The sequence below is a fragment of the Streptosporangium sp. NPDC050855 genome (assembly GCF_044456585.1).
GTDB lineage: Bacteria > Actinomycetota > Actinomycetes > Streptosporangiales > Streptosporangiaceae > Streptosporangium > Streptosporangium longisporum.
Genome location: NZ_JBITFY010000013.1, coordinates 69,727 through 82,874, shown reverse-complemented (window position 1 = coordinate 82,874; position 13,148 = coordinate 69,727). Strand labels below are relative to the sequence as shown.

The following is a 13,148-nucleotide window of genomic DNA, read 5'->3' as shown; positions in this document are numbered from 1 at the left end:
CGCGCTCACCCGGGACCTCGCCCCACGGCCTTCGTGACGAGCCTCCCCAGTGCCGCCTCACCGGCCTCGCTCAACTCCGTCAGGGCGTAGGCCGTCGGCCACATGCCGTCGTCGTCGAGATCCGCCTCCGCGGTGAACCCGAACGACGAGTAGCGCTCCTTGTCCACCTGCCCGCTGCGGAAGAAGCACACCACCTTCCCTGCCCTGGCGTAGGCGGGCTGGCCGTACCACAGCTTCGGCGCCAGCTCCGGGGCGGCGGCCGTGACGACGGCGTGCACGCGCTCGGCCAGCGCGCGGTCCTGCGGCGCCATCTCGGCGATCTTCGCGAGCACGTCCCGCTCGTCGGCCGCGGCCTTGTCCGCGCTCCGGCCGCGGCGCGCGTCCGTCCTCAGTTCTGCCGCGCGCTCCTTGACGGCGGCGCGCTCCTGCTCGGAGAACCCCTCCCCCGGGGGCTCGCCCCGCTCGTTCCTCCGGCCTGCCTTCGATGCTGCGCTCATGGAGGTGCTGCTCCCTGTGTCGATGGTCGTGGTCGTCTTCCGCGCGGTCCGTCCGGGACGGGGACGTGCTCCGGGTCCGGACGGGCGTACGGCCCTCGTGGGGCTCAGTACGTCACCCTCCACAGGAAGCCGTCCGGGTCGGTGAAGGAACCGGAGTATCCCCCGGCCGTCTCGGCGGCGCCGCCGGTGATCCGGCCCCCGGCGGCGGCCGCGGACGCCAGGAGGGCGTCGACCTCCTGGCGGGACCCGGCCGTGTGGGTGAGGACCGCCGACGGGAAACCGCCCCCGCCTTCGGTGATGCCCGCGTCCTTCGCCAGTACACCGCGTTCCATCAGGCACAGCCTGGTCGCCGCCCTGGCGGGGTGGAAGTCGATGTACTTGTTGCCGTAGTCCCGGTCGGCCGTCATGCCCAGGGCCTCGTAGAAGACCTTGGACGCCTTCGGCGCGGAAACACCGAGGATGAGCGTGGTCTCGGTCGGCAGCGGTCTCTCCGCCGCGGAGCCGGTGTCCTTGCCGGTGGCCGCCACCGGCTTCCAGACGGCGCCGTCCGGTGCCCGGAACACCCCCGAGAACGAACCGAAGAGGGCCTTCCTCGCGGGCTTGAGGACCTCCGCCCCGCCGCGGACGGCGGCGTCCATCAGGGCCCTGACCCCGGCCGGCCGGTCGACGACGTAGGTCAGCAGGTAGCCGCGGAATCCCGGCGCGGCCGGTTCCGCGCCCGCCTCCACGGCGAGCCGCCCGGTCCCGTGCAGGTCGAGGTTCACCGGGTCCCCGTCGTCCCCGTCGTCCCCGTCGTCACCGCCGCCGGTGACGGCGCAGGAGAACGCGGTGGCGTAGAACCTGCCCGCGGACTGCACCTCGGGGGTCCAGAGGGTGATGACGTCGAGCGTGAGGTTCATGCGTGACTCCCGTACGGGAGGAGGCCGGAGCGAACGGTGATGTTCATGCGGGCAACGCTAGGCGCGGCCGTCCAGACAGCGCTTCTCGATTCCTGACCGCTTCGCCCGCGCCCGCCCCGTGAGCGGCTCGCCGTGGGCAAGGGCCTTCGGACCGGTCAGCGCTGAAAGTGCCACAGCAGCATCGACGGCGTCCCGGCGACGGCCGCGTGCGCGGCCTCGGGCGCCAGGTCGCCCAGGGCCCACGGCCACACGTCCCACGGTCCCGGGACGTCGCTGCGCTCACGCGGCTCGCCCGGCGGATTCCCGGGCTCCTCACAGCGCCGCACCCGGAGCCCCGCAGCGAGCGCGGCTCGTACGTAGTCCCCGACCAGGTGGCGGTAGGTGGCCACCCTTCCCGGCCGGCCGTCCGGCAGCCGTACCGGCGGGATCAGCCCTCGTGCCACGCCCTCGGGATGGATGTCGGCGATCACCGCATGCCCGCCGGGCCGCAGCACCCGGGCGAACTCGGCCAGTACCGGGTCCAGAGCGGGTACGTGCGTCAGCGCCAGCGAGCAGACCACCAGGTCGACGGACTCGTCGGGGACGGGCAGGCGGGACAGGTCGCCGAGCAGGAACTCCGCCAGGGGCACCCGCAGGCGCGCCCGCTGCAGCATGTCGGGCGAGAGGTCCACACCGCGTACCCGGTGGCCACGGCCGGCGAGGTAGGCCGCGATCCTGCCGGTGCCGCACGCCGCGTCCAGTGCGTCGCCGGCGGGCAGCGGGTCGACGATCTCCCGGATGAAGGGCTCGTCGAGGTCGAACGCGGTGTTGGGCCCGTCGTAGGTCCGCGACCAGATCCGGTACCCCTCCACGGGGTCCACACGGACCACCTCGACGGCGGCGGCCAGGGACTCGTCGTCGAGGAGCTCACGGATCTCGGCCAGACGCGCCTCGACGAACGCCCGGCCGTGCTCACCGGTGTAGGACCGCATCAGGGCGATGCCCTCCAGGCCGAGCACGTACGCCAGAGGATGCTCGTAGATCATCGTGACACGCTAACGACGATCGGCTCGCGGAGGCCATCGAATATCGTCCGGCCGGCCCGGACGCCCCCTCGGCGTGCTCCCCCGGGTCACCCGTGCGGCGTGTCACAGCGGGCGAAATCCAGATGAGCCGGGGGCGCCGGGGCTGCTAGCGTGACCGTCATGGCACCAGGCAACCGCTCGCAGAACATCTGGTCGCACAGGATCCGCTCCGCCCGCTGACGGCGGCGCCTTCTTCCTGCTGAGTCCGCGCTCGCCGTCCCGGTTCCCGCCGGGCGGCCGATCACCGCTGCCCGGCTCCACTGCGAGCTGCGGAGCACCGTTGAACCTCACCCCCAACCCCGAGATCATGTCCCTGCCCGTCGAGGCGGGCGACAGCGCACACGTCCGCGCCACGAACGTCACCGTCACCCGCGGGTCCCGGCGCGTCCTGAACGACGTCTCGATCACCGTCTCCGCGCGGTCGCGGATCGCCGTCGTCGGCGAGAACGGCCGTGGCAAGACGACGCTGCTGCACCTGCTGGCCGGGCTCCTCACGCCGGACGCGGGCACCGTGCACCGGGCCGGCACGATCGGCCTGGCCCGCCAGGAGCTGTCCGTGCAAGACGGGGAGACCGTCGGCACCCTGACGTCCCGGGCGCTGGCCGCGTCGCTCGCCGCCCTCGGCGCGCTGGAGGAGGCGACCCTCGCCATGTCCGAGGGCGACCCCGCCGCCGGCGACCGCTACTCCGCCGCGCTGGACGCCGCCACCCGGCTGGACGCCTGGGACGCCGAACGCCGCGTCGACGTCGCCCTCGAGGCCCTCGGAGCCTGCACCGACCGTGACCGTCCACTGGCGACGCTGTCGGTCGGGCAGCGCTACCGGGTACGGCTGGCGTGCCTGCTCGGCGCGCGGCACGACGTGCTGCTGCTCGACGAGCCGACCAACCACCTCGACGCCGACGGGCTGGACTTCCTGACGGCCAGGCTGCGCGAGCACGACGGCGGCCTCGCCGTCGTCAGCCACGACCGGGCGCTGCTGCGCGACGTCGCGGACCGCTTCCTCGACCTCGACCCGACCCGCGACGACAGGCCGCGGCTGTACGCCGGCGGCTACGACGCCTGGCAGGAGGCCCGGCGCCGCGAGCGCGAGAGCTGGGAGCAGGACCACGAGCAGCAGCAGGCCGAGCACCGGCGGCTGCAGGACGCGGTGTCGAGGGCCCGCGACCGGCTCTCCACCGGCTGGCGGCCGGACAAGGGGACCGGCAAGCACCAGCGCCAGTCACGCGCGCCGGGCGTCGTGCAGGCCCTGAACCGGCAGCAGGACGTCCTGCGGGCGCACCGGATCGACGTGCCGCCGCCACCGCCTGCGTTGCGGTGGCCGGACCTGGGCGTCCGGCCGGGTGCGCCCCAGCTGCGCGCGTACGGCGTCGCCGTCGAGGGGCGGCTGGCCGGACCGGTCGACCTCACCCTCGACGGTGGCGACCGGCTGCTCGTCACCGGCCCCAACGGCGCGGGCAAGTCCACGCTGCTCGCGGTGCTGGACGGTTCGCTCGCGCCCACGAGCGGGCACGTCCAGGTGGCGAGGGAGGCGCGGATCGCCCGGGTCACCCAGGAGACCGCCGAGCAGGACCTCGCACTCACCGCCCGCGAGGCGTACACCCGCCAGGTGGGACGGCTGGTGGCCCGCGGGACGCTGCGCGACGCCGACGCCGTCCCGCTCGGGGCGCTCGGGCTGCTGGACTCCGATGCGATGCGCACACCGGTCGGGAGGATGTCGCAGGGCCAGCGGCGGCGCCTCGACCTGGCGCTGGCGCTGGCCGGGCGGCCCGGGCTGATCCTGCTCGACGAGCCGACCAATCACCTGTCGCCGGCGCTGGTCGACGAGCTGACCGGCGCGATCCGCGGCACGAGCGCCGCCGTCGTCGTCGCCACGCACGACCGGCAGCTGCTGCGCGACCTCGCCGACTGGCCGCGTCTGGAGATCTGACCACGAGCGCACGCCCGCGGCCGGCACCGTCACCTCGTACCGGGACGGGCCGGCCGCGTGGCACAGCGGCGATCCGGCCGCGTGGCGCACAGGGCGATCCGGCGGCGTGGCGAGGGGGCGGAGGCGGGTCGGCGGGGTGGCACAAGGGCGAGCCGGCGGTGTGGCGAGGGCGGGCCGAAGTCCGCCACGGCGGGACATAGCGATCAAGTAGGCTGCCGACCGTGTCCGCCCCTCCCCCGCTCACCGACCGCATGCGTGCCGAGGCGCGTTCGACGCCCGGCCGGTGGTTGTACGCCGTCGACCCGTTCTTCGACCCGGACGGCGCGGTCCCCCCGTACGGTGTGATCGGCGCGTGGCGGGTCGGCGAGCGCGGCGAGGTGAGCGAGGAGTTCACCCCCAACCCGGACCACCGGCCCTCGCCCGTGTCGCTGGGCTTCGGCGAGCCGGCCGACCCGCTCGACGCCGCCGTCCAGCTGGCGGTGACCGGCTACTCGGACGGCGGGGACCTCGTACCGCTCCTGCTGGAGTCGGAGGTCCTCACCGGCACCGACGCCGAGGGGAGGATCCCGGTGTACGACACGGGAGTCGTCATGGCCTACACCTCGCGGGCCCATCTGCCTGGGGACCTTCCGGCCGGGGTGTCGGGCTGGCAGGTGCTGCGCGGCTCCGACCTGGTGGATCTCATGCCCGAGGGCGTCGATCTCGCGCTCAACGCGCAGGGGCACGCGGGCGTCCGCATTCCCCGCCCGGACGGACGCTGACCGGCCATGTCCCTTCGGCTGCCGCAGGAGCTGGCCGTCCCGCTGGCCTGGACCGGCCTGGTCGTCTGGCCGGACTCCGACGAGGACGCGATCCGTGCCGAGGGCACGCGGTACGTGATGCTCGCGGCGCGGCTGAGGCGGTCCGCGCAGGACATGGAGGCGCACCAGCGCCAGGTGTGGGAGCGCAACTCCGGCGACGGCGTGGACGCCTACCGCTCGTGGGCGGAGCGGAGCGCGCCGGTCGACCGGGCGAACCGGCTGGCCGACGCCCTCGAACTGGTCGGCATGGCCCTGCTGACCGCGGCGCTGATCGTGCTGCTGTGGAAGCTCGGGGTGATCGCCCAGCTCGTCGCGCTGCTGATCGCCGTCGCCCGTGCCGCGGCCACGGCGGTGGTCTCCCCGGCGGCCTCGCCGGCGGCCGTCGCCGCGCGTACGGCCATGACCCGCGTCGCCCTGCGCAGGCTGCTGGACGACGTCGTCCGCTTCTTCTCGCGCGGCGTGGTCGACCCGCTGAAGCGCGCGGTCATGCTCCTGCGCGGCGGTGCCGGTCGGCTGCGCGGCCGCCCGGCGAACTGGGACCCTCTCCGGGTCGCCGCGAACCGCGACGTCGACCTGTCCGCGATCCGGCCCCGGCCGGGCTTTCGCGACTCCCCCTTCCGTGGCACGCGGCCGGTGTGGCGCCGGGACGACCGGCCCCTCTACCGGTCCGACACCCGACACCCCGACGAGATCTTCTCCCAGGGCCTTCAGCCGAGGAATCCCGCCAACACCGACCTGAACGGGTACGTCGCCTTCCTGGACGAGCGGGCGCGCAGCTCCGCCTTCGTCGGCACCAGCTACAACCGCGACATCCACCGGTGGTGGCACGAGTACGGGCGACAGGGCTGGGTGTACGAGGTCAGCACGCCGGGCGGCACCGGCATCCGGCTGCCGGGCTCGAGTTACGACGAGGTCGTCTTCCCCGGTGGCGTCGCCCCGGACCACATCACCCGGGCCCGGCCGTACCGGATGTCCCGGCAGGGGGAGATGACGGTGGGCGACTGGCTGGAGAATCCCCGCGTACGGCCTGACTGACGGCCTCCTCGCCGAGCCGCTCGGCCCGGCGGTACCCGGCGTCCATCAGGCCCAGCGCCTGCTCGGCGTCCCCCAGGTCGGTCACCACCGACTCCAGCGACTCCAGGATCGCACCGACCGTCTGCGCGTAGACCCCGCCGACCAGCCCGCCGACGGGCCCGGTGCCGAACATGGCCGGGGAGCCGCCGAGGTCGCGGCCGTGCGCGGCGAGGTCGTCCCGCACCCCGCCGAGCCCGCCGGACGCCGTTCGCAGGGTGGACGGGCGGACGTCCAGGGGCTTCATCCGCGGTTCTCGATCCGGTGGGCGAGATCGCCGATCTCCTGCACGATGGCGTTCATCGTCCTCATGGACTCGTCCTGGACGCCCTCCAGCGCCCGGGCCAGTCCTGCCGCGTCGACGTGTTCGCGCCTGGCCTCGACGTTCGCGCGCAGGTCGTCCAGGGCGGCGTTGACGGCGACCATGACCAGGTCGCACAGTTCGTGCGAGCCCATCCGCATGACCCGCGGATCGACCTCCAGCGACGTGAGCCGGCACTCCGGGGAGACCCTCGCCGACACCCGCCCGTCCGCGGCCGTCCCCTCGCCGCCGGAGGGTTCCCGCTCCGGCGGCGGCTCCTTGCCCAGCGCGTCGAGCCCGCGCCTGGCCTCGTCCAGGAACCGGTCGAAACTCTCGAAATCCACGGCCACGGGTCGAGAGAATAGGGACGGCGGCGTACGGGAAGGCGTCATCCGGGTGAACGGCTCGTGGTGGACCGGAACCAGGCCAGGGCCGGACCGGGACCAGGGCCGGGGCCCCGCGCTCCCGTCGCGGGCACGCGACGGACGCGTCCCGGCCTGCGGCGCCACCGGGCCGATCGGCGGGGTGACCGCGTCGGCCGTCGTCCGGGGCCGGTCTGACAGGATCGGCCGTGTCGCGGCGAGAGGATTTCTCCGGGGCCGTGTCGATCGGCGGGCCGCCCGTTCGACGTGTGAGGGCGAGGGCCGAGGGGCGGCCCCGCCGGACGAGGAGAACGCGATGTCGAAATACCTGCTGATCATGCGGGGCACCGACGAGACGAACGCGGCCATGATGGCCGATCTCGACGAGATGATGGCCGCGACCCACCGGTTCATCGAGGAGATGATGAAGGCCGAGGTCCTCGTCGCGGCCGAGGGGCTGGACGATCCGGGCCAGGGCGTCGTGGTCGACTTCGGCGGCGAGGCGCCGGTGGTCACCGACGGGCCGTACGGCGAGACCAGGGAACTGTTCGGCGGCTACTTCATGCTCGACGTCGCCACGAAACAGGAGGCGGTCGAGTGGGCCACGCGGGTCCCGGCGGTCCGCGGGTCCAAGATCGAGGTCCGTCGGGTGGCCGAGGCCGACGAGGCCCCGCTGGGCGGCGAGAGCGACGGCCGAACCTGATGGGAACGGCCGACGTCGAGGCCGTCTGGCGGATCGAGTCGGCCCGGATCGTCGCCGCGCTGACCCGGTTCACCGGCGATTTCGGGCTGGCCGAGGACGCGGCCCAGGAGGCGGTGGCCGAGGCGCTGGTGTCGTGGCCGCGTGCCTGTCCGGCCAATCCGGCCGGATGGCTGATGGCCACGGCCCGGCGGCGGGCGATCGACGCGATCCGCCGCAGGGCCGCCCTCCAGGACCGGTACGCCCTGCTGGCGGCCGACCCCGCGGTCGAGCAGGAGATCGACCCCGACGGGATCGGCGACGACGTCCTGACGCTGATGTTCGTCGGCTGCCACCCGGTGCTCTCCCGCGAGTCCCGGGTGGCGCTGACCCTGCGCGTGGTCGGCGGCCTGTCCACCGAGGAGATCGCCCGCGCGTTCCTGGTACCCGTGCCGACCGTGCAGGCCCGCATCACCCGGGGTAAGAGGACGATCGCGGCGGCCGGGGTGCCGTTCGAGCCGCCACCGGCCGGTGAGCGCCGGGAGCGGCTGGGCGGCGTGCTCAGCGTCCTCTACGTGATCTTCACCGAGGGGTCGACGGCCACGTCGGGCGACCGGCTGCTGCGTCCCGACGTCGCGTACGAGGCGATCCGGCTGGCCCGCACGCTGGCCGCGCTGCAGCCGGACGAGCCGGAGGTGCACGGCCTGCTCGCGTTGTGCGAGCTGACGGCCGCGCGCTTCCCGGCCAGGACCGGCCCGGACGGCACGCCGGTCCTGCTCGGGGACCAGGACCGGCGGCTGTGGGACGTCGCGGCGATCCGCCGGGGGCTGGCCGCGCTGGCCAGGGCATCGGGGGCACCGGGGACACCGAAGGCAGCGTCCCGGGGCCTGGGCCCCTACGGCCTGCAGGCCGCGATCGCCGCCGTCCACGCGTCGGCGTCCTCGGTCGAGGCGACCGACTGGGACCGGATCGTGCTGCTCTACGAGGCGCTCGGCCGGGTCGCGCCCTCACCGGTGGTCGAGCTCAACCGGGCCGTCGCCGTGGCCATGGCCTCGGGCCCGGCGCGAGCCCTGGCCGTCGTGGACGAGCTGGTCGCCTCGGACCGGCTCCCCGGTTCGCATCTGGTCCCGACCGTACGCGGGGAGCTGCTGGCCCGCCTGGGCCGGCGGGCGGAGGCACGCGCCGAGCTGGAGCTGGCGGCCCGGCTGTGCGCCAACCGGCGCGAACGCTCGGTGCTGCTGCGCAAGGCGGCCGCCCTGGAGTGACCTCCCCGGCACGGTCCGTGCCGCGTTCCCGGCCGGGACACCGCGCGAACGGTTCCGGCCGCGACGCCTCGGACCCGGCGGCCGACAAGTGCACCGGCGCCTTGCACGAAGGCGGCCACCGCGGCCACGAGTACCCCGGCGGCACGGCCGAGCGGTGGCCTTCCTCGGGGAAACGACCGCTCCTTCGGGGAAACGCCCGTCGGGGTGGAGTCGATAGGGTGATCCGGTGATGTTCACGAAACTCGGGCACGCCTGTGTACGCCTCCAGGAGGGCGACCGGGTGCTGGTGATCGATCCGGGCGTCTTCTCCGAGGCGGAGGCCGCACTGTCCGGCGCCACGGCCGTGCTCGTCTCGCACGAGCACGCCGACCACGTCGACGTCGAGGCGCTCAAGGCGGCCAGGGCGGGCAACCCCGCGCTGACCGTGCACACCCATGCGGCGCTGGCCGCGGAGCTCGGCGAGGGAGCGGTCGCGGTCGCGGCGGGCGAGACCTTCGACGCCGCGGGCTTCACCGTGAAGGCCGTCGGCGGCGAGCACGCCGAGATCGTCGACGGCCTGCCCGGCTGCCCGAACCTCGGGTTCCTCGTGGACGGCCTCTACCACCCGGGGGACTCCTTCTTCGTGCCCTCCGAAGAGGTCGACACCCTGCTGGTCCCGGCGTCCGGGCCGTGGGTGAAGACCGGCGAGGCCGTCACCTTCATCCGGGGCGTCCGGCCTGCCCGGGCGTTCCCCATCCACGACGTCCACCTCAGCACGATCGGCCTGGAGTACGTGGACGGGTGGCTCGAGAGGGAGACCGGCTACGCCCGGATCCCGGCAGGCGCGTCCGTCGCCCTGTGAGGCCGGCGACGCCGTCCGTGAGGCCGTCGAGACCGGCCTGGCCCCGGGCCTGTCGGCGGCCGGGACGATCGAGGGCGCGACGCACCGGCAGGGCGGTCCCGCCGGTGCGGCTACGCGCGCGGGCGCAGGACCAGCCGGGTCATCCCGCCCGGGTACCGGTGCGTCTCGACCAGGTCCAGTGCGGTGCGCGGGTGGCCGTCGGGGAACAGCTTGCGGCCGGAGCCGACGACGATGGGGTTGAGCAGCAGCCGGATCTCGTCGATCTGGCCGGCGGCGAGCAGGTGGCGCATGAGGGTGGCGCTGCCGTACATGAGCAGGTCTCCGTCACCGGCCTGCTTGAGGGCGGCGACCTGGTCGGCCACGTCGCCGTGGGCGCCGTCGAGGACCTCGGTGCCGTGCCAGGCCGGCTCGCGCAGCGTGGTCGAGGCGACGTACTTGGGCATCGTGTTCATCTTGTCGGCGAAGCCCATCGGGTCCTCGCGGGACGGCCAGGCCCCGGCGAAGCCGTCGTAGGTCGTCCGGCCCAGCAGCAGGGCCTCCGCGCCGAGGACCAGCTCGAGCGCGTCCTTCATGTTCTCCTCGTCGTGGAAGTCGAACGACCAGGTCTCCGGAGCCTCCATCACGCCGTCGAGGGTGACGAAGGTCGAAACGATCACACGTCGCATCGTGGAAATCCTCAGATCTTGAAGTGCTCGGGGAAGGACCGTGTCTGGCGGTCACTGTGTCCGCCGCACACTGTGTACGATAGACACAGTCCTGCTCGGGTCGCAAGAAGGGATCGAGGATGACAGCCGCGCCTGCCGACGACGAGGAGAGCATCCTGACGCTGTTGTGGTCCCCGCCGCCGTCACCACGCTTCGGACCGCAGCCCTCGCTGAGCCACGCCGCCCTCGCGGCGGCGGCGGTGCACGTCGCGGACGCCGAGGGCCTGCACGCCGTGTCGATGCAACGGGTCGCCGGCGCACTCGGGGTCACGAAGAACGCGCTCTACCGCTACGTGCGCAGCAAGGCCGAGCTCGTCGCGCTGACCGTCGAACACGCCGTCGAGGACCCGCCGGACCTGTCCCACATCCCCGACTGGCGCCTGCGCGCCGAACGGTGGGCCGACGACCTGTACGCCGTCTGGCAACGCCACCCGTGGCTGCCGGCGGCGACGATCGGCGAGCGGTCCATGGGGCCACGCGAGGTCGGCTGGATCGAGGCCGCGCTGGCCGCCATCGGCCCGAGCGGCCTGCCGGTCGCCCGGCGCCTGGACGTCGTGCTGGCCATGTTCGCCCTCGTGCGCTCCGTCGCCCTCACCGGCAGGGGCACCCAGCCCTGGACGCTTCCCGGCGACACCGGGCAACGCCTGCTCGCCCGGTTGCGGGAACATCCGGCGCGGTACCCGGCCCTCCTGCACGCCAGTGCCACGTTCGCCGACGGCGAGGACGGCCGCCCGCGCGCCACCCCGGCGGCGGACGCGCACCGGGCGGCCACCTCGGCGGCGGACGACGGCTGGCGGACCGGTCTCCGCCTGCTGCTCGACGGCCTCGAAGCGAGCGCGGCACCACGGGAACCGTGACGGGCACGACGACCGCGGCCCCAGCGGCCGATCACGTCCGGACACCGGCGGGGCGGAGCCGGTCGGGCCCTTCCGCCGGGACGTCCGGCTGCGGCGTGGCCGGACCGGCGTGCGTCACACCGGGGCGCCGGCCGGCCGGCGGGGAACATCGGAACGGGGATCGGCGGTGGCCGTCGGCCGGCAGGCGGCGTAGCGGCCGGCGTCAAGGCGTCGGCGGCGGTGGGTGCGGCAGCGGGTGGGCCCCTTCGGGGCGCAGGCCGTCGAAGATGATGGCGAGATACCGCCGCCACAGGTCGGGCGGGGCGTCCGGCACGTAGGTGGTGACGTAGTTCGGCGCGCACATCAGCAGGATGATGTCCGCGCCGGTGACGTCGGTCCGCACGGCGCCGTGCTCGCGCGCCCGGTCGACCAGGGTGTGCACGATGTCGAACATCCGCGTGCGGACCCTGGTGACCTCTGGGGTGGGTTCGCCGGCCTCCTGCAGGAACGACAGGTCGCGCTGCTGTCGCTGATGCGCTGCGGCGGTGAGGAACTCCAGCAGTGCCGCGCCTGGGTCCGCCGCGTCCAGCAGTCGTTCGCCGACCGTGGTGAGCGCGTCGATGCGGTCGAGGACGATCGCGGCGATCAGGTCGTCCTTGCTGGCGAAGTGGCGGAACACGGTGCCTTTTCCGACACCGGCCCGCCGGGCGATGTCGGCGACCGATGCGTCCATGCCCCGCTCCGCGAACTCGTCCGCGGCGGCCGCCAGCAGCAGTTCCCTGTTGCGGGCGGCGTCGGCGCGCAACGGCCGGGTCGAGGTCACTCCGGCATCCTAGCAAGTTGACCGTCCGGTCCGTTTATTGCTAGCTTGGCGTCCGTAACATGACCGACCGGTCCGTTTTTTGGAGGGAACCACGTGAAGGCAGTCGTCGCGACCGGCTACGGACCACCCGAGGAGTACAGGGTGGCCGACGTGCCGGTGCCGCAGCCCGGTCCGGGGCAGATCCGGGTCCGGATCGCCGCGGCCTCGATCAACCCGGCGGACGTGCGGCTGCCCAGCGGCGATTTCCGCGAGGTCGTGCCGCTGACGTTTCCGCACGTGCCCGGCAACGACTTCGCCGGCACGGTCAGCGAGGTCGGTGACGGGGTCACGGTCTATCGGGTGGGCGACGAGATCTTCGGTCAGGCCGTGCCCCGGGCGCTGCGGACCATGGCCGGTACGAAGCGGCCGTCGCTGAGCACCGGCTCCCTGGCCGAGTACGCGGTCTTCGAGGCCGACACCCCGTTCCTGACGCACCGCCCGCCCGGTCTCGACGTCGAACAGGCGGCGGCCCTGCCGACCATCGGCCTGACCGCCCGGGCGCTGATGGCCACCGCCCAGGTCCGGCCGGGCGAGACCGTCCTGGTGGTCGGCGCCACCGGCGGCGTCGGTACCGCGCTGATCCCGCTGCTCGCCGGCGCGGGAGCCCGGGTGACCGCGACCGCGACCGCCGCCGACGCCGACGTCCTGCGAGCACTCGGCGCCGACGGGACCATCGGGTACGCCGAGACGGAGTACCCCGAAGGAGTCGATGTCGCGTTCAACCTGACCCTGCCGAGCGACCGTCTCACCGCGGTCGCGAACGCCGTCCGCCCGGGCGGACGTCTGCTGACGATCACCTACCCCGTGCCACGGCAGGAGTGGATCGGCCGCGACGACGTGGGCCTGCATTTCGTGCTGGACATGGACGGCACGTTCGGCGGGATGCGCGAGGTCGCCGAACTGGCGGTGCGCGGCGGACCACCCGCCACCATCGGCCGCCGCTACACCCTCGACGACGGCGTTCAGGCGTGCGTGGACTTCGTCCGGCTGCACACGACCGGCAAGCTGGTCGTCACGATGTGAACACAGGGCCGGCCGGG

Annotated in this window: 15 protein-coding genes; 8 read left to right on the top strand and 7 right to left on the bottom strand. The window is 73.9% G+C overall.

Features of this window, described 5'->3' with window-relative positions; translation table 11 throughout:
* Positions 1 to 5 precede the first annotated feature (5 nt).
* From ACIBCT_RS25210 to ACIBCT_RS25200, 3 genes are all read right to left on the bottom strand, one after another.
* The gene (locus tag ACIBCT_RS25210) at positions 6 to 497 is read right to left on the bottom strand and encodes a DUF1801 domain-containing protein (protein ID WP_399192452.1); all 492 of its coding nucleotides are present in this window, start codon (positions 495 to 497) and stop codon (positions 6 to 8) included.
* Positions 498 to 601: 104 nt separating this feature from the next.
* Complete coding sequence (locus ACIBCT_RS25205; protein WP_399192450.1) at positions 602 to 1,396, bottom strand: VOC family protein; 795 nt, start codon at positions 1,394 to 1,396, stop codon at positions 602 to 604.
* A 155-nt stretch (positions 1,397 to 1,551) separates the two neighbouring features.
* Positions 1,552 to 2,421, bottom strand: a complete 870-nt coding sequence (locus ACIBCT_RS25200) for a class I SAM-dependent methyltransferase (protein ID WP_399192448.1) — start codon at positions 2,419 to 2,421, stop codon at positions 1,552 to 1,554.
* Positions 2,422 to 2,767: 346 nt separating this feature from the next.
* Between ACIBCT_RS25200 and ACIBCT_RS25195 the strand changes: the two genes are divergently transcribed.
* The 3 genes from ACIBCT_RS25195 (at position 2,768) to ACIBCT_RS25185 (ending at position 6,222) form a co-directional block, all read left to right on the top strand.
* Positions 2,768 to 4,387: an ABC-F family ATP-binding cassette domain-containing protein gene (locus ACIBCT_RS25195; protein WP_399192805.1), complete on the top strand. Its 1,620-nt coding sequence runs from the start codon at positions 2,768 to 2,770 to the stop codon at positions 4,385 to 4,387.
* Between the two features lie 221 nt (positions 4,388 to 4,608).
* Positions 4,609 to 5,148, top strand: a complete 540-nt coding sequence (locus ACIBCT_RS25190) for a type VII secretion system-associated protein (protein WP_399192447.1) — start codon at positions 4,609 to 4,611, stop codon at positions 5,146 to 5,148.
* A gap of 6 nt (positions 5,149 to 5,154) precedes the next feature.
* A complete protein-coding gene (locus ACIBCT_RS25185) occupies positions 5,155 to 6,222 on the top strand; it encodes a WXG100 family type VII secretion target (protein WP_399192445.1) in 1,068 nt (355 codons plus the stop codon).
* On the opposite strand, the gene ACIBCT_RS25180 is transcribed toward ACIBCT_RS25185, so the two are convergent.
* Both ACIBCT_RS25180 and ACIBCT_RS25175 read right to left on the bottom strand, forming a co-directional pair.
* The gene (locus ACIBCT_RS25180) at positions 6,134 to 6,505 is read right to left on the bottom strand and encodes a hypothetical protein (RefSeq protein WP_399192443.1); all 372 of its coding nucleotides are present in this window, start codon (positions 6,503 to 6,505) and stop codon (positions 6,134 to 6,136) included. The two genes, ACIBCT_RS25185 and ACIBCT_RS25180, sit on opposite strands and share 89 nt — an antisense overlap.
* Positions 6,502 to 6,909, bottom strand: a complete 408-nt coding sequence (locus ACIBCT_RS25175; protein ID WP_399192441.1) for a YbaB/EbfC family nucleoid-associated protein — start codon at positions 6,907 to 6,909, stop codon at positions 6,502 to 6,504. The genes ACIBCT_RS25180 and ACIBCT_RS25175 overlap by 4 nt, the downstream gene beginning before the upstream one ends.
* Before the next feature lie 328 nt (positions 6,910 to 7,237).
* On the opposite strand from ACIBCT_RS25175, the gene ACIBCT_RS25170 reads away from it, so the two are divergent.
* From ACIBCT_RS25170 to ACIBCT_RS25160, 3 genes are all read left to right on the top strand, one after another.
* Entirely contained in the window at positions 7,238 to 7,624 is a 387-nt protein-coding gene (locus ACIBCT_RS25170; protein ID WP_399192439.1) for a YciI family protein, read from the top strand.
* Positions 7,624 to 8,865: an RNA polymerase sigma factor gene (locus tag ACIBCT_RS25165; RefSeq protein WP_399192437.1), complete on the top strand. Its 1,242-nt coding sequence runs from the start codon at positions 7,624 to 7,626 to the stop codon at positions 8,863 to 8,865. Before ACIBCT_RS25170 ends, ACIBCT_RS25165 begins: the two co-directional genes overlap by 1 nt.
* 229 nt (positions 8,866 to 9,094) lie before the next feature.
* A complete protein-coding gene (locus ACIBCT_RS25160) occupies positions 9,095 to 9,706 on the top strand; it encodes an MBL fold metallo-hydrolase (RefSeq protein WP_399192436.1) in 612 nt (203 codons plus the stop codon).
* A 110-nt stretch (positions 9,707 to 9,816) separates the two neighbouring features.
* On the opposite strand, the gene ACIBCT_RS25155 is transcribed toward ACIBCT_RS25160, so the two are convergent.
* A complete protein-coding gene (locus ACIBCT_RS25155) occupies positions 9,817 to 10,362 on the bottom strand; it encodes a dihydrofolate reductase family protein (RefSeq protein ID WP_399192434.1) in 546 nt (181 codons plus the stop codon).
* Between the two features lie 128 nt (positions 10,363 to 10,490).
* Here ACIBCT_RS25155 and ACIBCT_RS25150 point away from each other — a divergent pair, with 128 nt between their 5' ends.
* The gene (locus ACIBCT_RS25150) at positions 10,491 to 11,267 is read left to right on the top strand and encodes a TetR/AcrR family transcriptional regulator (protein ID WP_399192432.1); all 777 of its coding nucleotides are present in this window, start codon (positions 10,491 to 10,493) and stop codon (positions 11,265 to 11,267) included.
* A 202-nt stretch (positions 11,268 to 11,469) separates the two neighbouring features.
* Here ACIBCT_RS25150 and ACIBCT_RS25145 read toward each other — a convergent pair whose 3' ends face one another.
* A complete protein-coding gene (locus tag ACIBCT_RS25145; RefSeq protein ID WP_399192430.1) occupies positions 11,470 to 12,069 on the bottom strand; it encodes a TetR/AcrR family transcriptional regulator in 600 nt (199 codons plus the stop codon).
* 93 nt (positions 12,070 to 12,162) lie between these two features.
* Here ACIBCT_RS25145 and ACIBCT_RS25140 point away from each other — a divergent pair, with 93 nt between their 5' ends.
* Entirely contained in the window at positions 12,163 to 13,131 is a 969-nt protein-coding gene (locus tag ACIBCT_RS25140) for an NADP-dependent oxidoreductase (RefSeq protein WP_399192428.1), read from the top strand.
* The last annotated feature ends 17 nt before the right edge of the window (positions 13,132 to 13,148 follow it).